Source organism: Microbispora sp. NPDC046973 (genome assembly GCF_040644495.1).
In the GTDB taxonomy this organism is placed as follows: Bacteria; Actinomycetota; Actinomycetes; order Streptosporangiales; family Streptosporangiaceae; genus Microbispora.
Genome location: NZ_JBEYWQ010000043.1, coordinates 13,734 through 34,072, shown reverse-complemented (window position 1 = coordinate 34,072; position 20,339 = coordinate 13,734). Strand labels below are relative to the sequence as shown.

General features: G+C 73.0%; 20 protein-coding genes. 10 read left to right on the top strand and 10 right to left on the bottom strand.

What is annotated here, in order from left to right:
* Window positions 1-6 precede the first annotated feature (6 nt).
* From ABZ860_RS39415 to ABZ860_RS39400, 4 genes are read left to right on the top strand one after another with little or no spacing between them, the layout of a single operon-like run.
* Window positions 7-924 carry a sugar ABC transporter permease gene (locus ABZ860_RS39415; protein ID WP_357230700.1) on the top strand — a complete coding sequence of 306 codons (918 nt, stop codon included), beginning with the start codon at window positions 7-9 and terminating at the stop codon, window positions 922-924.
* On the top strand, window positions 921-1,745 hold the full coding sequence (locus ABZ860_RS39410) for a carbohydrate ABC transporter permease (RefSeq protein WP_357230697.1): 825 nt from the start codon (window positions 921-923) through the stop codon (window positions 1,743-1,745). The genes ABZ860_RS39415 and ABZ860_RS39410 overlap by 4 nt, the downstream gene beginning before the upstream one ends.
* Complete coding sequence (locus ABZ860_RS39405; RefSeq protein WP_357230694.1) at window positions 1,742-3,004, top strand: 6-phospho-beta-glucosidase; 1,263 nt, start codon at window positions 1,742-1,744, stop codon at window positions 3,002-3,004. The genes ABZ860_RS39410 and ABZ860_RS39405 overlap by 4 nt, the downstream gene beginning before the upstream one ends.
* Window positions 3,001-4,011 carry a BadF/BadG/BcrA/BcrD ATPase family protein gene (locus ABZ860_RS39400; RefSeq protein ID WP_357230691.1) on the top strand — a complete coding sequence of 337 codons (1,011 nt, stop codon included), beginning with the start codon at window positions 3,001-3,003 and terminating at the stop codon, window positions 4,009-4,011. Before ABZ860_RS39405 ends, ABZ860_RS39400 begins: the two co-directional genes overlap by 4 nt.
* Window positions 4,012-4,051: 40 nt before the next feature.
* Here ABZ860_RS39400 and ABZ860_RS39395 read toward each other — a convergent pair whose 3' ends face one another.
* From ABZ860_RS39395 to ABZ860_RS39385, 3 genes are all read right to left on the bottom strand, one after another.
* Window positions 4,052-4,834, bottom strand: a complete 783-nt coding sequence (locus tag ABZ860_RS39395) for a trypsin-like serine protease (RefSeq protein ID WP_357230687.1) — start codon at window positions 4,832-4,834, stop codon at window positions 4,052-4,054.
* A 140-nt stretch (window positions 4,835-4,974) separates the two neighbouring features.
* Entirely contained in the window at window positions 4,975-6,189 is a 1,215-nt protein-coding gene (locus ABZ860_RS39390) for a S8 family serine peptidase (protein WP_357230684.1), read from the bottom strand.
* A gap of 141 nt (window positions 6,190-6,330) precedes the next feature.
* On the bottom strand, window positions 6,331-6,801 hold the full coding sequence (locus tag ABZ860_RS39385) for an Lrp/AsnC family transcriptional regulator (RefSeq protein WP_357230681.1): 471 nt from the start codon (window positions 6,799-6,801) through the stop codon (window positions 6,331-6,333).
* Between the two features lie 141 nt (window positions 6,802-6,942).
* Between ABZ860_RS39385 and ABZ860_RS39380 the strand changes: the two genes are divergently transcribed.
* Both ABZ860_RS39380 and ABZ860_RS39375 read left to right on the top strand, forming a co-directional pair.
* Window positions 6,943-7,221: a hypothetical protein gene (locus ABZ860_RS39380; RefSeq protein WP_357230678.1), complete on the top strand. Its 279-nt coding sequence runs from the start codon at window positions 6,943-6,945 to the stop codon at window positions 7,219-7,221.
* Complete coding sequence (locus tag ABZ860_RS39375; protein ID WP_357230675.1) at window positions 7,221-8,300, top strand: DUF6745 domain-containing protein; 1,080 nt, start codon at window positions 7,221-7,223, stop codon at window positions 8,298-8,300. Before ABZ860_RS39380 ends, ABZ860_RS39375 begins: the two co-directional genes overlap by 1 nt.
* Here the strand turns inward: ABZ860_RS39375 and ABZ860_RS39370 are convergent.
* The 7 genes from ABZ860_RS39370 to ABZ860_RS39340 all read right to left on the bottom strand — a co-directional run bounded on the left by ABZ860_RS39370 (window position 8,276) and on the right by ABZ860_RS39340 (window position 16,228).
* The gene (locus ABZ860_RS39370; protein WP_357230672.1) at window positions 8,276-9,142 is read right to left on the bottom strand and encodes an STM4011 family radical SAM protein; all 867 of its coding nucleotides are present in this window, start codon (window positions 9,140-9,142) and stop codon (window positions 8,276-8,278) included. The genes ABZ860_RS39375 and ABZ860_RS39370 overlap by 25 nt on opposite strands.
* Window positions 9,136-10,425, bottom strand: coding sequence for an STM4012 family radical SAM protein (locus ABZ860_RS39365; protein ID WP_357230669.1), 1,290 nt, complete (start codon window positions 10,423-10,425; stop codon window positions 9,136-9,138). The genes ABZ860_RS39370 and ABZ860_RS39365 overlap by 7 nt, the downstream gene beginning before the upstream one ends.
* A complete protein-coding gene (locus ABZ860_RS39360; RefSeq protein WP_357230666.1) occupies window positions 10,422-11,213 on the bottom strand; it encodes an STM4013/SEN3800 family hydrolase in 792 nt (263 codons plus the stop codon). The genes ABZ860_RS39365 and ABZ860_RS39360 overlap by 4 nt, the downstream gene beginning before the upstream one ends.
* A complete protein-coding gene (locus tag ABZ860_RS39355) occupies window positions 11,210-12,259 on the bottom strand; it encodes an STM4014 family protein (protein ID WP_357230663.1) in 1,050 nt (349 codons plus the stop codon). Before ABZ860_RS39355 ends, ABZ860_RS39360 begins: the two co-directional genes overlap by 4 nt.
* Window positions 12,256-13,203, bottom strand: a complete 948-nt coding sequence (locus ABZ860_RS39350; protein ID WP_357230660.1) for an STM4015 family protein — start codon at window positions 13,201-13,203, stop codon at window positions 12,256-12,258. The genes ABZ860_RS39355 and ABZ860_RS39350 overlap by 4 nt, the downstream gene beginning before the upstream one ends.
* A 64-nt stretch (window positions 13,204-13,267) precedes the next feature.
* On the bottom strand, window positions 13,268-15,043 hold the full coding sequence (locus tag ABZ860_RS39345; RefSeq protein ID WP_357230658.1) for a tetratricopeptide repeat protein: 1,776 nt from the start codon (window positions 15,041-15,043) through the stop codon (window positions 13,268-13,270).
* Window positions 15,044-15,109: 66 nt separating this feature from the next.
* Entirely contained in the window at window positions 15,110-16,228 is a 1,119-nt protein-coding gene (locus tag ABZ860_RS39340; RefSeq protein WP_357230750.1) for a Xaa-Pro peptidase family protein, read from the bottom strand.
* 230 nt (window positions 16,229-16,458) lie between these two features.
* Between ABZ860_RS39340 and ABZ860_RS39335 the strand changes: the two genes are divergently transcribed.
* From ABZ860_RS39335 to ABZ860_RS39320, 4 genes are all read left to right on the top strand, one after another.
* A complete protein-coding gene (locus tag ABZ860_RS39335) occupies window positions 16,459-17,361 on the top strand; it encodes a PP2C family protein-serine/threonine phosphatase (protein WP_357230655.1) in 903 nt (300 codons plus the stop codon).
* 25 nt (window positions 17,362-17,386) lie between these two features.
* Complete coding sequence (locus ABZ860_RS39330; protein ID WP_357230747.1) at window positions 17,387-18,277, top strand: 5'-3' exonuclease; 891 nt, start codon at window positions 17,387-17,389, stop codon at window positions 18,275-18,277.
* Window positions 18,278-18,325: 48 nt separating this feature from the next.
* Window positions 18,326-19,753 (top strand): RNB domain-containing ribonuclease, encoded by a 1,428-nt coding sequence (locus ABZ860_RS39325; RefSeq protein WP_357230652.1) that lies wholly within the window; start codon window positions 18,326-18,328, stop codon window positions 19,751-19,753.
* Between the two features lie 93 nt (window positions 19,754-19,846).
* Complete coding sequence (locus ABZ860_RS39320; RefSeq protein WP_357230649.1) at window positions 19,847-20,326, top strand: hypothetical protein; 480 nt, start codon at window positions 19,847-19,849, stop codon at window positions 20,324-20,326.
* Window positions 20,327-20,339 lie beyond the last annotated feature (13 nt).

The window sequence follows — 20,339 nt, the reverse complement described above, 5'->3', positions numbered from 1 at the left end:
CCCCCGATGCGTGGAAATCTGCGCGCCCTGCTCTACCTGTCCCCCTGGCTCGCCGGATTCGCGATCTTCTTCGTCTACCCGCTGGTGTCCACGGTCTACTTCTCCTTCCAGCGGTACGACCTGTTCACCCTGGAGCCCGTCGGGCTGCTCAACTGGGAGTACTTCCTCAAGGACCAGGCCGCCTGGACGGCGATCCGCAACACGATGTGGCTCGTCGTGGTGATGGTCCCGCTGCGGGTGCTGTTCGGCCTCGGCGTCGCCCAGCTGGTGACCCGGCTGAAGGCCGGCGCCGGTGTCTACCGCACGATCTTCTACCTGCCGGCCCTGGTGCCGCTGGTGGCCGGAACGCTCGGGTTCGTGTTCCTGCTCAACCCCGGCACCGGGCCGGTGCAGGCGATCCTGTCGGCGGTCGGGCTGCCCGCTCCCGACTGGTTCGGCGACCCGGCGTGGTCGAAGTGGGGGCTGACCCTGCTCGGCCTGTGGTCGGTCGGCGACCTGATGGTGATCTTCATGGCCGCCCTGCTCGACGTGCCGAAACAGCTCTACGAGGCCGCCGCGATCGACGGCGCGAACGGCTGGCGGCAGTTCACGTCGATCACGCTGCCGGTGATCCGGCCGGTGCTGATGTTCGCCCTCGTCACCGGGGTGATCCAGACGCTGCAGTACTTCACCCAGGCCGAGGTCGCCGCCCGGGTCGCGTCGGGGGCGACCGACTCGGCCGGGTCGGTCTTCACCCCCGGCTACCCCGACCAGTCCACGCTGACGTTCCCGCAGTGGCTGTTCCAGCAGGGCTTCCGCGACTACGCGATGGGCTACGCCTGCGTGCTCGCGCTGGTGCTGTTCGCGGTCGCGATGGTGTTCACGCTCATCCTGCTGCGGCAGTTCCGCGGCCTCGGCCAGGACCTCGACGGGGAGAACGTATGACGAGGCGCACGGTACTGCTGTGGGTCGCCCGGCACGCGCTGGCCATCGCGCTCGCGCTGATGTTCCTCGGCCCGCTGGTGTTCATCGCGCTCACGGCCCTGATGAGCGACCGGCAGGCGCTCACCTCCGACCTGTGGCCGCACACCTGGAACTGGGGCAACTTCGCCGAGATCTTCGACAAGGCGCCGCTGCTGACCTGGATCCGCAACACGCTGCTCTACTCCGTGCTCGCGACCGCGTTCATGCTGGTGTCGTCGATCCCCGTGGCGTACGCGCTGGCGCGGTTCCGCTTCCGCGGCCGCCGGCTTGCGTTCCTGCTGGTGATCACCACGATGATGCTGCCGCCGCAGGTCGTGGCGGTGCCGATCTACCTGATCTGGGCCCGCTTCCACCTGACCGGCACGCTGTGGCCGCTGATCCTGCCGATGCTGCTCGGCGACGCGTTCTCGATCTTCCTGCTGCGTCAGTTCCTCGTCACGATCCCGCGCGAGTACTCCGACGCGGCGAGGGTGGACGGCTGCGGCGAGTTCCGCACGCTCGTGCGGGTGATCCTGCCGATGGCCCGCCCGGCCATCGCCGCCGTGGCGCTCTTCCAGTTTTTTTACTGCTGGAACGACTACTACGGACCCCTGCTGTACGCGGGGACCGACCTGGACAACTGGACGCTGTCGCTGGGGCTGGCGGCGTTCCGGTCGGTGCACCGCGTGCAGTGGAACCTCACGATGGCCGCCACGCTGCTGGCCATGGCCCCGGTGATCGTCGTGTTCTTCTTCGCCCAGAAGGTCTTCATCGAGGGCGTCAAGCTGACGGGAGTCAAATGAAGCTGGCCGTTGTCGGGGGCGGTTCCACGTACACGCCGGAGCTGATCGACGGTTTCGCCCGCCTGCGCGGCGAACTGCCGCTGTCGGAGATCGCGCTCGTCGACCCCGACGAGCGGCGGCTCGCGACGGTCGCCGGGATGGCCCGGCGGATGCTCGCCCGCGCCGGCCACCCGGCCGCGCTGACCACCGCCACCCGCGTGGAGGACGGCGTCGCCGGGGCGGCGGCGGTGCTGCTGCAGTTGCGCATCGGCGGTCAGGCCGCCAGGAACGTCGACGAGACCCTGCCGTTGGAGTGCGGCTGCGTCGGGCAGGAGACGACGGGCGCCGGGGGCCTCGCCAAGGCCCTGCGGACCGTGCCGGTGGTGCTCGACATCGCCGAGAAGGTGCGGGCGCACGCGCCCGGCGCGTGGATCGTCGACTTCACCAACCCCGTCGGCATCGTCACCCGCGCGCTGCTCGACGCCGGGCACCGGGCCATCGGGCTGTGCAACGTGGCCATCGGGTTCCAGCGCCGCTTCGCCGCCCTCCTCGGCGTGGCCCCCGAGCGGATCGCGCTCGGCCACGTCGGGCTCAACCACCTCACCTGGGAGCGGTCCGTCCTGCTCGACGGCGTGGACGTGCTGCCCCGGCTGCTGGACGAGCACGGCGAGGGCATCGCCGAGGCCGTCGGCCTGCCGGTGCGGCTGGTCCGCCACCTGCGCGCCGTGCCGTCGTACTACCTGCGGTACTTCTACGAGCACGACCGGGTGGTGGCCGAGCAGCGCACCTCGCCGTCGCGGGCCGCCGAGGTGGCGGCGATGGAGTCGGCGTTGCTGGAGATGTACGACGACCCGGCCGTGGACACCAAGCCCGGCCTGCTGAACAGGCGCGGCGGCGCCTTCTACTCGGAGGCCGCCGTCGCCCTGGTCGCCTCGCTCATGGGCGACCGCGGGGACGTGCAGGTCGTCAACACCCGCAACAACGGCACGATGCCGTTCCTCGGCGACGACGCGGTGATCGAGGTCCCGGCCGCCGTCGGGGCCGCCGGGGCCGTTCCGCTGCCCGTCGATCCCGTGGAGCCGCTGTATCGGGGCCTGATCGCCCACGTGTCGGCGTACGAGTCGCTCGCCCTGGAGGCGGCCCTGCACGGCGGCGAGGACCGCGTCAGGGACGCCCTGCTGGCCCATCCGCTGGTCGGTCAGGCGTCCCTCGCCGACGACCTCGCCGCGCGCCTCGTGGCGGCCAACCGCGCCTTCCTGCCGTGGGCGGTGGCCCGGTGATCCGTACGGTGCTCGCCGTGGACGGCGGCAACAGCAAGACCGACGTCGCCCTCGTCCGCGAGGACGGCACGGTGCTCGCCACCGCGCGCGGGCCCGCGTTCCTGCCGCAGAGCGCCGGAGCCGCCGCCGCCGTCGAGGTGATCGGCCGGACCGTGCGGCGTGCCCTCGCCGACGAGACCGCCGCGCCGCCGTACGCCGACCACGTCGCGGCGTACGTCGCGGGCGCGGACCTGCCGGTGGAGGAGGAGCTGCTGCGCGCCGAGCTGCTGGCCCGCGGGTACGGCGCGAGCGTGGTCGTCGGCAACGACACCTTCGCCCTGCTGCGGGCCGGGTCGGGCACGGGGTGGGGTGTGGCGGTCGTCTGCGGCGCGGGGATCAACGCGGTGGGCGTCTCCCCCGCCGGGCAGATCGCCCGCTTCCCCGCGCTCGGCCGCCTCAGCGGCGACTGGGGCGGCGGGCACCACCTGGGCGAGGAGGCCCTCTGGCACGCCGTGCGCGCCGAGGACGGCCGCGGTCCCGCGACCGTGCTGACCGACGTCGTGCGCTCCTGCTTCGGCGCCGCCACGGTCGAGGAGGTCGTCGTCGGGCTGCACTTCGGCGACCTGCCGGCCGACCGGCTGCACGCCCTCGTGCCATCCCTGCTGGCCGCCGCCGCGGGCGGGGACGCCGTCGCCGGGTCGCTGGTGGAGCGGCAGGCCGAGGAGATCGCGCTGCTCGGCGTCGTCGCCATGCGGCGGCTCGGCCTGCTCGCCACGCCCTGCGAGGTCGTGCTCGGCGGCGGCGTGCTGACCGCCAGGCACCCCCTGCTGACGTCGCTGGTCGAGCGGCACTACGCCGAACGCGCGCCGCTCGCCCGGCTCGCCGTCGCCGACGTGCCGCCGATCGTGGGCGCCGCCCTGCTCGGCCTCGACCGCCTCGGCGCGCCCCCCGAGGCGTACGCCCGGGTGCGTGCGCACTTTCTCGGCCGGGCGGCGAGGACCGGCGAACAGGCCGTTCCGGCGAGCTGATCGGCGCGGCCCGGCCGGCCCGGGTCGGGGGGTCAGAGGGTCAGGGCAGCGCGACGAACCGGCCCAGGAACTCGCGGGCCGACGGCGCGTCCAGCCGGTAGTCGACGTTGGTCGACCGGCACGCGCTGTCGCCGGTGATCGTGGTCGCCACGAGCAGGTTTGAGGTGGCGTCGCCGAGGAAGTTCGGGCCGCCCGAGTCGCCGTAACAAGTTCCGCCGTCGCCGGTGGCGGGGTTCTGGGACAACCGCAGCCAGGCCTTGTTCAGGCTGTTGAGCGAGCCCGACGCCCGGTTGCGCGTGTCGGTGTAGGCGTAGGTCTTGCCGCCCGGGCCGTTGACGGGCTCGAGCGAGCCGTATCCGACCGAGGTGAAGGTGGCCGTCGACAGCGTGCCGTCGTCCTTCATCCGGTCGAGCAGGCCCGCGGCCGGCAGCCGCGCGGGTGTGATGTCCGCAATCGCCTTGTCGAAGACCACCACGGCGATGTCGTGCGGGTCCGACTGGCTGGCGTCGTAGCGGGGGTCGGGCACGTAGCGGCCGGTGTACAGCCTGTCGCCGGGCTCGTACCGGCTGGAGAACGACACCGGGGCGGTCGTCTGACCGGGTTCTCCGCAGTGCGCCGCCGTGACAAAGACCGTCGGGGAGACGAGGGTGCCGCTGCAGTAGGCCCAGGTTCCGTCGGAGTACGCCTCATCGGCGATCAGGGCTCCGACCTGCGGGTGGGCGTTCCCGTCCGGCACGCCGTAGGTGACGGCGAGGGCCGGGACGGCGACGGCGGCGGTCAGCGCGGCGAGGGTGGCCGCGAGGAGGGTGGTACGGATTCGCATGGCGGCACGCTAGCGCCCGCCGATCCCGGCGAGAAGGGGATCCGGACGAGAGGGCATGGGCTGGCGCGGCGGGCGTCCTGGAGCCCGCCGTACCGGCTCTCGCGCGGCACGGCGGGCGGTTCTGCGAACAGGGCGAGTGGTCAGAGGCCGGCGACGTTGAGCAGCTTCTCCTTGATGCCGTCGGGGTCGCCCGCCGCGTTCCAGTCCGTGGTGCCCGCCGTCTGCAACGCGGACTTCACGGTCGCCGGGCTCGCGCTCGGATGCGTCGCCTTGTAGAGCGCCGCACCACCGGCGACGTGCGGAGACGCCATCGAGGTGCCCGAGATGGTGTTGTAGCCGCCGCCCTTCCAGCTGGACAGGATGCAGGCGCCGGGAGCGATGATGTCGACGTCGGCACCGAAGTTGGAGAAGTCGGCCAGCGTGTCGTCGACGTCGCTGCGGCAGGTGGGCGCGGCCCCGCCGCCGGGAGCGCCGTTGAAGTCGGCCAGCGCACTGACGGTGATGACCTCGTCGTAGGCGGCCGGCACGTGGTTGGCCGCGTTGTCCGTCTCGTTGCCCGCGGCGACCACGTAGGTCACACCGGCGGCGACCGATCCGCAGATCGCCCGGTGCATGGCGTCGTTGTTGGTGTTGCCGCAGTTGCCGTCGTCGGTGCCCGAGCCGCCCAGGCTCATGTTGGCCACCTCGATCTGGTCCGCGTGGGCGGTGACGTAGTCGATGCCGCAGATGATCGCGGAGAAGCTGCCACTGCCCGCGTTGTTCAGCACCCGCACGGGCCAGACCCGCGCGCCGGGCGCCATGCCGACGACCCCGTTGGCGTTGTCCAGGGCGCCGATCGTCCCCGCCACGTGGGTGCCGTGGCCGTTGCCGTCGTCCGCGCTGTTGCCGGTCGAGCAGTTCTTCGCCCCGGCCGTGTAGACGTTCAGATCGGGGTGGTCGAGGTCGATGCCGGTGTCGATGACCGCCACGTCCACGTTGACCCGATCGTCCGCGCCGTTGATGTTCGCGGTGGAGCTGAGTTCCGCGTCGGCCCGGTTGATCCCGGTCGGGAGGGTCTGGGCGTCCATGTGCGCCTCGCCGTCGGGCTGCACCCACAACACGCGGGAGTCCTGGCCGACGGCCGCGGCGGCGCCGGGCGTCATCTTCGCGGAGTAGCCGCGAAGCGCGTGGCTGTAGATGCGGCCGAGCGCGGCGCCGTGGGCGCGGGCGTGCTCGTTCGCGATGGACGGGGAGTCGGCGCCGTCCCGCAGAACCACGATGTAATCGCGGGCGGGCTCGGCGCTGGCGCCTGCTGCGGGGATGGTGGCCGCTGCGAGTGCGCCGGCGAACAGGACGGTGAGGAGGTACTTACGCACGGGGGATCCCTCCGCTCTGGTCCTCACGACAACAGAGCGAGGGTGACACGCATAGTCACGATCTACCATATCTGCCGTAAATTGTGACGCTTCATTGACAAACCGAGCAAAGGCTGTCACAACGCCGTGATCCACAGCCGGTCAGCCGGCGGCGTCCTCTTCCGGCTCCTTCTCGATCACCGGGGAGCGGTAGTCGTACGGCGTGCTGAGGACGACGGTCGTGCGCGTGCTGACGTTGGCCGAGGCGCGGATGTGCTGGAGGAGCTCCTCCAGCGCCAGAGGGGAGGCGACACGAACCTTGAGAATGTAACTTTCATCACCCGCGACGCTGTGACACGCCTCGATGGCGGTCAGATGGCTCAGCCGTTCCGGCGCGTCGTCCGGCGCGGAGGGGTCGATCGGCTTGATCGAGACGAACGCGGTCATCGGAAGACCGATCTCGTCGTAGTCCACGAGAGCGGCGTATCCGCGGATGACACCGCGCTTTTCCAGCCTGCGTACCCGCTGGTGCACGGCGGAGACCGACAGCCCGGTCTCCTTGGCCAGATCGGTGAAGCTCATCCGGCCGTCAGTCGCCAGCAGGGTGACGATTCGGCGATCGATCTCCTCCACCCCAGCAACGGTAGCGCCGCCCGAGACTGCCTCGTCCCGAAGCCACCGAAATGCCGCGTTGCCAGGAATGTCAGTGGGCCTGGCTAGCTTGCGATCATCATCGCCGAGACCGGAGGTCGACTGATGTATCGGCAGGGAGACGTGTTGATCGTGCCCGTGGCGGAGGAGTCGGTGCCGCGCGGGCTTCGCCCGGTGTCGCGCGACCCGCGCGGGAGGCTGGTGCTGGCGGAGGGCGAGGCGACCGGGCACTGCCACGCGATCCCGGGCCCGGGAACGCTGTATCCCGGTTTCCTGCACCTGCCCGCCGGCGGACGCCTCGTCCATGAGGAGCACGACCCGATCTCGCTGCCGAAGGGCTGGTTCCGGGTGATCCGCCAGCGGGAGTACGTGCCCGGCTCGTTCCGGACGGTGGCCGACTGATGGAGACCATGGAGACGGTGGAGACGCTGACGTGGGAGCGGGTGGCCTTCGCCACGGGCGCAGGAGACCACGACGAGGCGTCGGCGGGAGTGCGGCTGGCCTACCGGGAGGCGGGCCTGCGCGAGCCGGAGGTGATCGTACGGCTGGCCTCCCCCGCCGCCGGGGCGATCGCGGCGGTGTGGCTGCTCGGCACCGACGAGGTCCGGGCGGCGATGGAGGAGATCGGCTTCGGGCGGCTGCGGGCCCTCGACGGCATCGACCCCGGGGTCTCGGTGCGCTACGAGGTCCGCACCGTGCCCTGGGAGAGCGCCAGAGCGGAGGCGAGCGCCGCCGCCGGGCCCGCCGGCTGGGCCCGGTTGTGGGAGGAGACGGGCGGCCGGCTGTGGCCGCGCGTCGACCGGCTGGTCACCGAGATCCGCAGAGCCGTCGGCGACCTCGGCGGCGACGTGCTGCGGCAGGCCACGCTCGACGCGGTGCTCGGCCAGCACGACGCGCCCTGGCTGTCGGCCTTCGAGGGGCACGAGGGACTGGAGGGACTCAGGCGGGCCGCGCGGCACGCGGGCTGGTGGTGGCCGTACGAGCGGGTCGCGATCGTCACCGACCGTCCGGTGGAGCTGCACCTGGACGACGCGGGACGGCTGCACTCTCCCTTCGGCTCCGCGGCCGAGGGCGCGGCCCTGTCGTACGCCGACGGCTTCGCGCTGCACGCCTGGCACGGCATGCCCGTCCCCGCGGGGTTCGGCGCGACCATGGCCGCGCTCACCCCCGAGCGCATCCGCGCGGAGGAGAACGCCGAGCTGCGCCGGGTCATGCTGGAGCACTTCGGCCTCGACCGCTACCTCGCCGAGTCGGGCGCCCGGCCGTGGCACTCCGACGAGACCGGCGTCCTGTGGCGGATCGACCTGCCGGGCGACGAGCCGGTGGTGATGGTCGAGGTGGTCAACTCGACGCCCGAGCCGGACGGCACCCGTCGCACCTACTTCCTGCGGGTCCCGCCGTGGGTGACCAGGGCGTGTGAGGGGGTGGCGTGGACCTTCGGCGTCCGCGAGGAGGACTACCGCCCCGAGCGGGAGACCTGAGCCGGCCAGGCGGCGTTCCAGGCGGCGGGGACGCGTTCCAGCACTCCTCCCGCGAAGACGTCGTAGAGGCCGAGGGGCTCCAGGTGGACATACCCGATGTGGCAGTCGCAGACGGGCAGCGGGCAGGCGCGGGGCCGCAGGGCGGGCCGGTAGGAGCCGTCGTAGAGGTTGCCCAGGACCTCAGGCACGAAGTGGCAGCGCCTGACCGTCCCGTCGCCGTCCACCGAGATCACGCTGTCCCCGGTGCGGCACGGCAGGCCCAGGCTGGGGTGCGCGTGCCGGCTGTAGCCGAACAACGGATCGACGGCCGTCCAGTCCGCGGCCTCGGCGTCGCTGTAGACCCGGCCCTCCTGCGCGTTGACCCACAGGTAGGTCTCGGGCGGCAGGTCGGCCCGGAGCCTGCGGGCGTGCTCCAGATGCGCGGGGTCGCCGACGATGCCGACGCTGTGCCGTACGGGCAGCGAGCGGACCTTGGGCAGGAACCGCTCGTAGGCCACCTGGGTGGGGTGGTAGGTCACCCACAGCGCCGCCCGGTCCGAGGCGTCGGCGAGCCAGCCGGTGCGGCAGCTCAGGTTCGTCTGGATGGCCACCCGGCGCACGTTGCCGAACCAGGACAGCCGCACCAGCGCCTCGCGATACCAGGACCGCACCAGCCCCTCGCCCCACGGGGTGAACAGCACCGAGATCTCGGCGTCCTGCCCAGCCACCCACGCCGTGAACCGCTCCAGGGCGGCCCGGTCGGCGCGCAGTTGTTCCGGGGTGTCCCTGCGCTTGGCGAACGGGCAGTAGCCGCAGTCGTAGTCGCAGCTCGCCAGCGGCCCGCGGTAGAGGATGGTCAGCACGCGGCGTATCCCTCCATGAGCGCCCTGACGCGCGGTGAGAACAGCGCGGGGCCGATGGCGTCGGAGTGGGCGAGCCCCTCGGGGGTCGGGCGCACGGTGGACGCGTCCGCCGTCAGCCGGCCCGGGAACCGATCGAGCAGGGGGAAGTCGTCGAGCACGTCGGTGCCGAACCTGGACCGGTAGAGGTCCCGCGACAGTCCCTCGGTGCGCAGCAGCGACTGGATGAGGTGCCGCCTTCTGCGCTCCTCCTCGTCCAGGGCGAACCCCACGTTGGCCGCGCCGAAGTCGTCGCGCCGCACGTAGTCGTCGATGATCGTCCGCACGTGGCGGGCCCCCACCGCGTACTCGAAGGAGTGGTGCAGGGTGCTCGTGTACGACCTGGCCCCGCAGCCGAGGCCGACCATGCCGTCGGTCTGGCAGCAGTAGTCCGCGGACGCCGTAGCGTCAGGCAGCCCGGGCAGCCGGAACATCCGCATGGACACCTGTTCGTACCCCGCGTCGAGCAGGTGGTCGCGGCCGAGGCGGTACAGCTCCATCCGCTGGTCGTCCCAGGCGCGGTCCTGCCTGCCCGGCTGCCTGCCGAGCCCGGTGAGCGGCCGGACGTACAGCGGGTAGAGGTACAGCTCCTCCGGCTTCCACGTCAGCGCGGCGTCCAGCGAGTAGCGCCACGAGTCCGGCGTCTGCCCGTCGATGCCGTAGATCAGGTCGATGTTGAGCGTCGCGATGCCCGACGCCCGGATCGCGTCGAGCGCCGCGTCCACCTCCGCGCGCTTCTGGGGCCGTACGGCCGCGCGGGCCTCGGCGTCCACGAAGCTCTGCACGCCGATCGAGATCCGGCTCGCGCCCCGCTCGGCCAGCACGGCGAGACGGTCGGGCGTGGCGGTGGCCGGGGAGGTCTCCACCGACAGCGGGATCTGCCGCAGGTCGACGTCCATCGCCTGCTCGGTGAGGTCGAACAGGCGGGTCAGCTCCCGGGCGTCCAGGTAGGTGGGCGTGCCGCCGCCGAAGGCCGCCGTCGTGAAGCGCGGCTCGTCAAGGGCGGCCCGTACGGCTCGCGCCTGCCGTTCCAGGGCGTCCAGGTAGGCCCCGGTCAGGCCCTCCGGAGCGCCGGTGCGGGTGAACAGGTTGCAGAACCCGCACCGCATCTCGCAGAACGGGATGTGGACGTACAGCGCGCCCGCCCGCTCCCCCGCCCACACCTCGCTCAGCGCCGGGCGCGGATCGAGCGGCCGGTAGGCGGTCTTGTGCGGGTAGGCGTAGACGTATCCCTCGTAAGGCGTCAATCGTGCTCCCTATCGGGATGAACCAGGATGAACTCGGCGTAGGGCACTGTCCAGACGACCTCGTGGCCGACGCGGTGCCCGACGTGCCCGTCCTCGCCGTACGCCGTCCCGTGGTCGGAGCAGACGATGACGAGGCAGGGCCGGCGCATCAGCGCGTACAGCCTGGCGATGTGCCGGTCGACGTATTCGAGCGCGGCGGCGTGGGTGTCCAGGCCGTCCCGGGTGGCGCCGGGCAGATAGAAGTGGTTCGGCTGGTGCAGCGCCGACACGTTGACGAACAGGAAGACCGGCCGGTCCCGCCGGGCCAGCACCTCCTCGGCGCGGTCGATCTGCCGTTCCAGCGCGTGGGGGGCGGTCACCCCGAACGCCGGCTCCCAATGGCTCTCCGCGAACAGCCCGGGCAGGGCCGAGCCCAGCGGAGTCAGCTTGTTGAAGAACCCGACCCCGCCGACGCAGACCGTGTGGTAGCCGGCGCGGGCGAGCCCGGTGGGCAGGTCGGGCGCGTCGAACACCCAGGTGCCCTCGGCGGTCGTCTCGCTGCCGGGGAAGGTCGCGGCGAACAGGCGCGGGTGCGGCCCCGGCGTGACCGGCGTGGGCAGGAACCCCGCGAAGATCGCGGCATGCGCCGCGTAGGTGAAGCTGCCGGGGCTGTGCCGCCGCTCCCATCTGCGGCCGCCGGGCAGCAGGTTGGGCAGCCGCCCGGCGTCGGCCAGTTCGGCCGCGACGTCGTAGCGGAGCGTGTCGAGCGTGACCAGGAGGATGTCGTGGGTCCCCACGATCTCGTTCATGTCCATGACCGGCCCGAGATCGCCTCGGCCTGCTCGGCGTAGGTGTCCCTGCCCGTGCCCGCCAGGTCGCCCAGGCCGGGCAGGAGGTCGCCGAACGCGTTGACCTCCGCCACGGCCACCGACCGCCGGTCGGCCCCGACCATGACATCGACCCCGGTGCTCAGGCTGCCGGGGAAGCACGCGGAGGTCCGGGCCGCCACGTCGAGCACCCGCTCCCACAGGCCGGTCCGCGCCCTGACCACGCCGAGGTCGCCCCGCAGGCCGCCGAGATGCAGGTTGGTGATCGGCGTCCTGCTCGTGCGCATCACCGCGTGGGTCGGGTTTCCGGCCACGGTCACCACGCGCAGGTCGAACGTCCTGCCGCCCGCCGACGCCTTCGGGAACCACCGCTCCACGTGCAGCCCGTCGGGGGCGAGCGTCTCGACCAGCGCCTTCACGTCGGCCTCGTCCTCGTACGAGCGGACCCGCAGCGAGTTGCACAGCGTGCCGCCGATCCACGCCGCCGACGTGACCGCCTTGACCCGGCCCGCGTGGGCCTGGAAGGCGACCACCCCGGAGGCCGACGAGCCGTGGGCGGGCTTGACGAACACGCGGGCCCAGCCCCGCTCGGCCATCAGCTCGCGCAGCTCGCCGTACGAGCCGGCTTCGAAGGCGGGCGGCACCGGCACCCCGGCCGCGGACAGCCGGGCGTGACAGCGGCGTTTGTCGAACATCACCGCGATCTCCGCGACGTCCCCCAGCAGGCGGACGCCGGGGAGATCGGCGATCCTCCGCAGCCCCGCCGTGAAGGCGGCGTACCAGGCCGCTCCCCCGCCGACCCGGGTGGGGTCTCCCGGGCCGCGCAGCAGCGCGTCGGTCTCCGCGTCCTCGCCCGGCGAGTCGATCCGCACGAGCGTCCCCGGCGGCAGGCCGATCTCCCGTCCGGTCAGCACGTCACGCCACGGGACGACCCGCGGTTCGGGCAGACCCCTGGCGACGACCGCGTCCCGGAACATGACCACCCGCCGGTCGCCCGGCACCCCGACCACGGCCAGGTGTGGCGTCACTCGCTCACCGCCACGTAACGCCAGTCGTGTACGGGCTTCTCCTTGCCGGACAGGTCCACCTGGACACCGGGCAGCGCCTCGGCCACCCGGGCGGCCATCGCGTCGGTGAGGAAGTGGTGGTGCAGGTCGAGCGTGTGCAGATGGGTCAGCGGCTGACCCCCGAGCAGGGCCTCGGCCCCTTCGTCGGTGAGCACGCCCATCGAGAGGGCGAGGGACTCCAGCCGGGCGATGACCGGCGCGGAGGCCACGGCCGCCGCGATCTCGTCCTGGATCTCGCTGTCCTGCAGACCGAGGTGACGCAGCGCCGGCAGCCGCTCGCCGGACAGGATCGGCGCCAGGTCGGCGACGGTGGCGTTCCCGCCGTAGTTCTGCACTCCGAGCCACAGGTCCAGACGCTCCAAGGCGGGCAGGTCGCAGGCGCCGACCGCGCGCACCACCTCGGCGGGCAGTCCGCCGGTCTCGAACCGCAGCATGCGCAGCGACTCGTGCCGCACCGGGCGGAGTTCCAGGCCCGTGCCGCCGCGCACCTCCAGCCGCTCCAGCCGGGGGAACGCCTCCAGCAGCGGCGTCACGTCCGACTGCGTGATCCAGGAGATCTCCGACTCGTCTGAGCTCATCGCGCCGAGGAAGAGCGAGCGCAGCCCGGGGAACCGGGCGGCGTTGTCGACGAGCAGGCCCACGATCTGCTCGGAGGACTCCTCGTAGCAGTCCTCCCATGCGCCGATCACGAGCGCCGGCACCTTGGCCGTGTCCACCCGCTTCAGTAAGGCGTCGAACGCCTCATCGACGTCATAGTCGTCGATTTCCGCGCTGATCCGCACCGCCACCGAAGCCGGGTCGGGGATCTCCTCGTCCTCCTCGGGGACGACTTCGATCACCGGCAGCCCGGCGTAGCTGTCCTCGTACCGATGCTGTTCGTCGAAGCGGGTGTCGTGCGGGATCATGAGCTGTCCTTGGCTGGGGGAACCGGCGGGTCCGTCCTACCAGACCCTGGTGACAATTCCGCGATCACGCCTCGGCAGCCAGCGCCCGTACGTCGGGGTGCATGCGGGGGGTCGCCACTACGAGGGCGGCGAGCGAGCCGAGGATCGTCACGGGCCGCGTCCGCGACGCCTCCACGGCGGCCAGGTAGCGCCAGGCCACCAGCTCGGCCACGTCGTCGCGGGCGTCCGGGTCCACCCAGGCCGTCGCGATCATCCCCAGCAGGGCCGCCTCGGTCACCCAGTCCTCCGGCCCGTACGCCAGGTCGGCCAGCACGCTCCTGCGCTCGGACGCCGCCCACGGCTGGCCGGCCTGGTGGTGGGCCATGCCCAGGCAGGCCCACGCCTGGACCTGCCTGATCCACAGCGGCACGGCCGCGGGCTCGCCGTACGGCGACAGCGGCGGGTGGGCGAGCACGCCGAGCAGGTCCTCAAGAGACAGGCCCGACAGGCGTACGGCGTGGTCGTAGGCGGCCGGCAGGTGCGGCCAGCGCAGCGTCGCGACGGCGGCGACGGCCTCCAGCGCCTCCCGGGACGGCGGCGGCACGGCGGGCACGGCCGTCATGCCCTCGTAACGCCATACCCGGCGGGCCACGCTCCGCACCGGGCCGTGGCCGTACACCTCCGGCACGGTCAGCCGCGCGTCGGGTCCCGGCGCGCCGGCGACGGTCACCGTGAAACCGGGCACGACCAGGGAGAAGGCGAGCAGCGCGCTCGGCGGCTCGGGGGCGGAGACGGTGAGCTCACCGCCGGCCGGGGCCTCCTCCTGCTCCACCACCTGGTAGAGCACGTCGATCACCGACTCCGTGGGGCCAGGGACGCGTCCCAGCCAGAGTCGCAGCCCGCAGTGCTCGCCGAGGACCGCGTCGCCGTGCTCGTTGCCGGGGTCGTCGCGCAGGTGGTCGGCCAGCTCCACCAGGTGCCGGACGTCCCCGTCCCGCTCGAAGCGCATCCCGCAGGCCGTCGGATAGGCGTTCGGGTGCCGGGGCTCGCGCCGCAGCGCGCGCTCCACCCACTCCAGGCCCTCCTCCGGGCGGCCGCTGCTGTGCAGCATCTCGCCGATGTCGGTGTACAACGCGAGGTTGGCGGGGTCGTGCTCCAGCGCCCGCACCATCGCCCGCTCGGCCTCGGGCCACCGCTGCAGGTCGCGGCACGCGTACCCCTCGGCCAGGGCGGCCTGGAAGGACGGCGCCAGCGCATAGGAGCGGGCGGCCAGCTCCACCGCCTCCTCGGCCTCCCCCACCCGGCGCAGCAGGAGCGAGGCCAGCCAGAGCAGCGACGCGTCGCCCGGGTGGGCGCGCAGCGCGCCCCGCACCAGGGCGACGTACGGCAGCAGCGCCTCCCGGCCGTCCTCCGGCACCGTGCCGGGCAGCCCGGAGGCGAGCAGCGAGACGAGCGAGCACAGTTCGCCGGGCGGGATCCGCCCGGGCAGGTCGGGGTCGAGCACCCACGGGACGTGCGCCCAGCGTCCCCCCGGCTCGTGCCGCTGCACCGAGATCAGCAGGCGCAGCGCGGGCACGTGCTCGCCGCGGGCGGCCAGCGCGTGCGCGCGGGCCAGCGCGGTGCCGAGGAAGACCGGCTCGTCCAGGGGAAACAGGTCCGGCCCGCCGCCGGGCCCGGCCAGCAGCCGCGCCAGCATCTCGTGCGCCTCGGGCAGGGCGGGATCGTGGGCCAGCGCCGCCGCGACGTGCGCGGCGGCGTGCCCGGTCTCCCCGTCGCCGAGGGCCAGCCGCGCCATGCTGACCTCGCCCTCGGCCTGAGCGCGGGGATCGTCCATACCCTCGTCGATGCCCTCGTGCGTCATGCGTCCTCCGATCCGGCAGTCGTGATCGTCACTCTGCCAGAGCGGCGGAGAGCACGGCCGCGGGGATCAGTCGACCACGACCAGGTCCCTGGTGGTGTTGTTCATCCGCTCTCCGGCGGTCTCGCCGCAGACGACGATGTCCTCGATCCGGGCGCCGTGCCGGCCGGGCAGGTAGATGCCCGGCTCGACGGAGAAGGCGAACCCCGGCCGCATCTCCTCGGTGTTGCCCGCGACGATGTACGGCTCCTCGTGCGTCTCCAGGCCGATGCCGTGCCCCGTGCGGTGGACGAAGTACTCGCCGTACCCCGCCTCCGTGATCACCTCACGGGCGGCGGCGTCCACCGACTCGCAGCTCACGCCGGGCCTGACGTGGGCGCAGGCGGCCTCCTGGGCGCGCTTGAGCACCTCGTAGTACGCCGCGAAGTCGGCCGGGGGCTCGCCCACGCAGTAGGTCCGCGTGGAGTCGGAGCAGTAGCCGCTCGGCATGACGCCGCCGATGTCCACGACGACGGGCTCGCCGGGCCGGATGACGCGGTCGGTCAGCTCGGCGTGCGGGCTGGCGCCGTTCGGCCCCGAGCCCACGATCACGAAGTCGACCCGGGCGTGCCCCGCGTCGATGATCGCTTCCGCGATGTCCTTGCCGACCTCGCGCTCGGTGCGACCGGCCTTCAGCAACTGGGGCACCAGGTTGTGCACGGCGTCGATGGCCGCCCCCGCCTCCGCGAGCGCCGCCTTCTCCACGGGCGACTTGCGCATGCGCAGCTCGCGCAGGACGCTGCCGGCCAGCACCTGCTCGGCACCGGGCATGGCCGCGCGGAACCGCAGCGACTGCAGCGCCCACATGCGGTCGGCGAGCCCGACCCGGGCGACCGGGCCGAGACGGCGGGCCACCTCGGCGAACGGGTCGTCGGTCTCGTCCCACGGGACGAACTCGATGCCCAGCCGGGAGGCGGGCGAGTGCTCGGCGGCCGGCAGCTCCAGGCGCGGCACCATCAGGAACGGCTCGCCGGACGCCGGCACGACCAGGCAGGTCAGGCGCTCCAGCGGCATCGCGTCGTAGCCGGTCACATAGCGCAGGTCGGGGCCCGGCGTCAGCAGCAGCGCGTCGAGGCCGGCGCGGTCGACGGCCTCGCTCACTGCGGCCGGGCGGGTCGTGGGATACAGGTCGGAGGGCTCCGGGGACATCGTCGTCACGCGACCTAATCTAACGAGCGCCGGCTCTCACGACGTACTCAGGTGCGCATACCACAGCCGCCACGCGGGCGACCTTCGCGGGGCTCTGCCTTATTCCACGCCATAGAAGAAAACCAACCCCTGCGGAATGCAGGACTGCTACGCTCCGCGTCAGGGCGATCACAGAACGTCCGTACGGCAGTGCAAGAGCGGCATCGAGAGCGAGACAAATGGTCGGCGTAGTGGGCGGCACCAGACCCGCCCTTCCCCCCGCGGACGACCGCGACCCGGACACGACGCCCGGCGCCGCCCCCGCCGGCACCCTCATGGTTCAGGACATCGGCATGGTCCAGGACATCGGCGGACGGCGGTGGGCGGAGCGCCGGGAACGCGCCGCCGAGGAGCGCCGCGTCACCCTGGCGCTGCGGGAGGCGATCCTGCCCGAGCCGGGCGCGTCGATCGACCTGCCCTACGCCCGGATCGCGGTCCGGTACGTCCCGGCGGGCCGGGCCTCGAGCCTCGGCGGCGACTGGTACGACGCGGCGCCGCTGCCCGACGGACGCATGTTCCTCGCGGTGGGCGACGTGTCCGGGCACGGCCTGCCCGCGATCGCCGAGATGGCGCAGCTGCGTCACGCGCTGCTCGGCCTGAGCATGACGGGGGCCTGCCCCGGCGTGCTGCTGACGTGGCTGAACGCCCTGGTCCTCACCCGGTTGGGCGACACCACCGCGACCGCCGTGTGCGGCCACTTCGACCCGGCGACCCGCCTTTTCACGTGGGCACAGGCGGGTCACCCCGCCCCGATCCTGGTGCGTCGCGGGGGCGCGCGCCAGCTCGGGGCGCCCCGGGGAGTCGTGCTCGGGGCGACGTCGAGCCTGCCGTACGGGGCGGCCGACGTCCGCCTCGAGCCCGGCGACCTGCTGCTGATGTTCACCGACGGCCTGGTCGAGCGCCGCTCGCGCGACATCGGCGCCGGAGTGTCCCTCATCCTGGAGGCGGCCGTGGCGACCGGGCTCGGCACGGCCGGAGCCGACCTCGACACGGGCCTCGACCGCCTGCTGGAGGCGATCGGCGGCCCCAACCCCGAAGACGACACCTGCCTGCTGGCCGTGGCGGTGACCGGAGAGGGTCCGCGGCACCCCTGACAGGCGTGACAATGGCAGGGTGCTGATGCTTCTCGACACCCCGTCGCTGTACTTCCGCGCCTTCTACGGAGTCCCGGAGTCGGTGACCTCGCCGGACGGCATGCCGGTCAACGCGGTGCGCGGGCTCCTCGACATGATCGCCACCCTGGTCCGGCAGCACTCCCCCACCCAGGTCGTGGCGTGCATGGACGCCGACTGGCGGCCGGCGTTCCGGGTGGCCGCCATTCCGTCGTACAAGGCGCACCGGGTGGCGAGCGGCGACGAGGAGGAGGTGCCGGACACGCTGGCCCCGCAGGTCCCGGTCATCGAGGAGGTCCTGGACGCGCTCGGCATCGCCCGCGTCGGCGTCGCCGGATACGAGGCCGACGACGTGATCGGCACCTACGCGACCGCCGCGACCGGGGCCGTGGACATCGTCACGGGCGACCGCGACCTGTTCCAGCTCGTCGACGACGAGAAGCCCTGCCGTGCCCTTTACACAGTAAGGGGAATCCGCAACCTCCAGATCATCGACGAGGCGTTCGTCCGCGAGAAGTACGGCATCCCGGGCCGGGCGTACGCCGACTTCGCGACGCTGCGCGGCGACCCGAGCGACGGACTGCCCGGTGTCGCCGGCATCGGCGAGAAGACGGCGGCGGCCCTCATCACGCGCTTCGGGTCGCTGTCCGCGCTGCTCGCCGCGCTGGACGACGGCGGAGCCGACGGCTTCCCCGCGGGCGCACGCAACAAGCTCGCCGCCGCCCGCGACTACCTGGAGGTCGCCCCTGCCGTGGTCCGAGTGGCCCACGACGTCCCGGTGCCGGACGTCGACATCACCCTGCCCGCCGCGCCGCGCGACCCCGAGCGGCTGGTCGCGCTGTCGGAGAAGTACGGCCTCGACAGCCCCCTCAACCGCCTGCTCGCCGCACTGACCTAGGAAGGCCGTTTACGGCCTGGTATGTCCGCACTCGGGTAGGTTGATCGCGTGCCGCACACGACGATCCGCCTCCCGGACACCGCGGACGGGCTCCGCGACGGGTTCGCCCGCATCCGCAGCGAGTTCGACCTGCCGGACGGCTTCCCCGCCCCCGTGCAGGAGGAGGCCGAGCGGGCCGCCGCCTCCCCCGCCGTGCCGCAGGAGGACCGGACCGATCTCCCGCTGGTGACGATCGACCCACCGGGATCGATGGACCTCGACCAGGCGCTGCGCATCGAGCGGCGCGGGACGGGCTACCGCGTCTGGTACGCGATCGCCGACGTCGCGGCGTTCGTCCGGCCCGGCGGGGCGATCGACGCCGAGGCGCGGGTCCGCGCCGAGACCGTCTACATGGCCGACCGGCGCGTGCCGCTGCACCCGCCTGTCCTGTCGGAGGGCGCGGCCAGCCTGCTGCCCGGGCAGACCCGCCCAGCCGCCCTGTGGCGGCTCGACCTCGGGTCCGACGGGGAGATCGAGGCGGTGGACCTGCGCCGCGCGCTCGTACGCAGCCGGGAACGGCTCGACTACGAGACGGTCCAGGCCGCCGTGGACACCGGCCGGGCGGAGGGGACGATCGCGCTGCTCGCCGAGGTGGGGCCGCTGCGGCTGGAACGGGAGCGGGCCAGGGGCGGGCTGTCGCTGCCGACCCCCGAGCAGCAGGTGATCCCCGACGGGAACGGCGGCTACCGGGTGGAGTTCCGCACGAACCACCCCTGTGAGGCGTGGAACGCCCAGATCTCGCTGCTCACCGGCATGGCGGCCGCCCGGATGATGCTGGACGCGGGCGTCGGCGTGCTGCGGGTCCTCCCTCAGGCGGGCCCGGAGGACGTCGGCAAGGTCCGCAGGGTCGCCGCGGCGCTCGGCGTGCCCTGGCCCGACGGCACGTCGTACGCCGAGGTCGTGCACGGGCTCGACCCGAAGATCCCCGGCCACGCCGCCTTCCTGCACGAGTCGACGGTGCTGCTGCGCGGCGCGGCCTACGTCGCCTTCGACGGCACGCCGCCCGGCCAGGTGCTGCACGCCGCCCTGGGAGCGCCGTACGCGCACGTCACCGCGCCGCTGCGGCGGCTGGTCGACCGCTACGGCACCGAGGTCTGCCTGGCCGTGGCCGCGGGCCGCCCGGTCCCCGAGGAGGTCGCCGGGGCGCTTCCCGGCCTGCCGGAGCAGATGGCCGCGGGCGGCAGGCGGGCCGGCGCGGTGGAGCGGGCCTGCGTGGACCTGGTCGAGGCGGCCGTGCTGCGGCCCAGGATCGGCGAGGTCTTCGAGGCGGTCGTCGTCGACGTCGCCGACGGGAAACCGGGCGGGCAGGTGCAGGTCACCGAGCCCGCCGTCATCGCCCGCTGCGACGGCGACCACCTGCCGCTCGGGGAGCGCGTCCCCGTACGGCTCACGCGCGCCGACCCCGCGACCCGCGAGGTCCGCTTCACCGCCGCCTGAGCGGCCGCGCGGGCCGCTTTCCGAACGATTCGCCGTCTTCGGATGACGGCCGTCGTTATTCTGCCGCTGATCGCGAATGCCGGCGGAGGACACATGACGACGGACGACACCGCGCCGGACTCCGGCCGCGGCCCCCGCCCGTGGGGCGAGTACGCCCTCATGATCGCCGGCCTCGCGGTCCTGTGGGGCGGTTCGAGCTGGTTGAAGAAGACCTGCGAACCGCCGAACGCCGTGTGGGCGGCGGGCATCCCCGCCGTCGTCCGGTTCTTCGCCGCCAACCCGCTGCGCGCCCTCGGATACGCGGCCGAGGGCCTCAGAGTCGGCGCCGCGCCGGCCGTGCTGTTCATGTGCCAGGAGCTACGCACCACCCGCCCGCTGCGGCAGTACCTCGCGATGTGCCTCACGCTGCTCGGCGTCGCGCTGCTGACGCTGGCGGGCGGACTGGTGATCGCGCCGAACGCCGTCGCCTACTATGTCGCGATGGGCGTGCTGCTCGGCACCGCCCTGCCGGGCGCCGCCGGTCTCGTCCACGTCGCGTTCGCCTGGCTACGGGATCGTACGGCGGGCCGCTGAGTTCGCCGGCCTG

Bases quoted from the DNA above. Each gene is read 5' to 3' on its own strand.
- ABZ860_RS39340 (WP_357230750.1), bottom strand. From the start codon at position 16,228: ATGTCCCCGGAGCCCTCCGACCTGTATCCCACGACCCGCCCGGCCGCA.
- ABZ860_RS39330 (WP_357230747.1), top strand. From the start codon at position 17,387: ATGCTTCTCGACACCCCGTCGCTGTACTTCCGCGCCTTCTACGGAGTC.
- ABZ860_RS39360 (WP_357230666.1), bottom strand. From the start codon at position 11,213: ATGAACGAGATCGTGGGGACCCACGACATCCTCCTGGTCACGCTCGAC.
- ABZ860_RS39405 (WP_357230694.1), top strand. From the start codon at position 1,742: ATGAAGCTGGCCGTTGTCGGGGGCGGTTCCACGTACACGCCGGAGCTG.
- ABZ860_RS39320 (WP_357230649.1), top strand. From the start codon at position 19,847: ATGACGACGGACGACACCGCGCCGGACTCCGGCCGCGGCCCCCGCCCG.
- ABZ860_RS39350 (WP_357230660.1), bottom strand. From the start codon at position 13,203: ATGATCCCGCACGACACCCGCTTCGACGAACAGCATCGGTACGAGGAC.
- ABZ860_RS39395 (WP_357230687.1), bottom strand. From the start codon at position 4,834: ATGCGAATCCGTACCACCCTCCTCGCGGCCACCCTCGCCGCGCTGACC.
- ABZ860_RS39345 (WP_357230658.1), bottom strand. From the start codon at position 15,043: ATGACGCACGAGGGCATCGACGAGGGTATGGACGATCCCCGCGCTCAG.
- ABZ860_RS39375 (WP_357230675.1), top strand. From the start codon at position 7,221: ATGGAGACCATGGAGACGGTGGAGACGCTGACGTGGGAGCGGGTGGCC.
- ABZ860_RS39415 (WP_357230700.1), top strand. From the start codon at position 7: ATGCGTGGAAATCTGCGCGCCCTGCTCTACCTGTCCCCCTGGCTCGCC.
- ABZ860_RS39410 (WP_357230697.1), top strand. From the start codon at position 921: ATGACGAGGCGCACGGTACTGCTGTGGGTCGCCCGGCACGCGCTGGCC.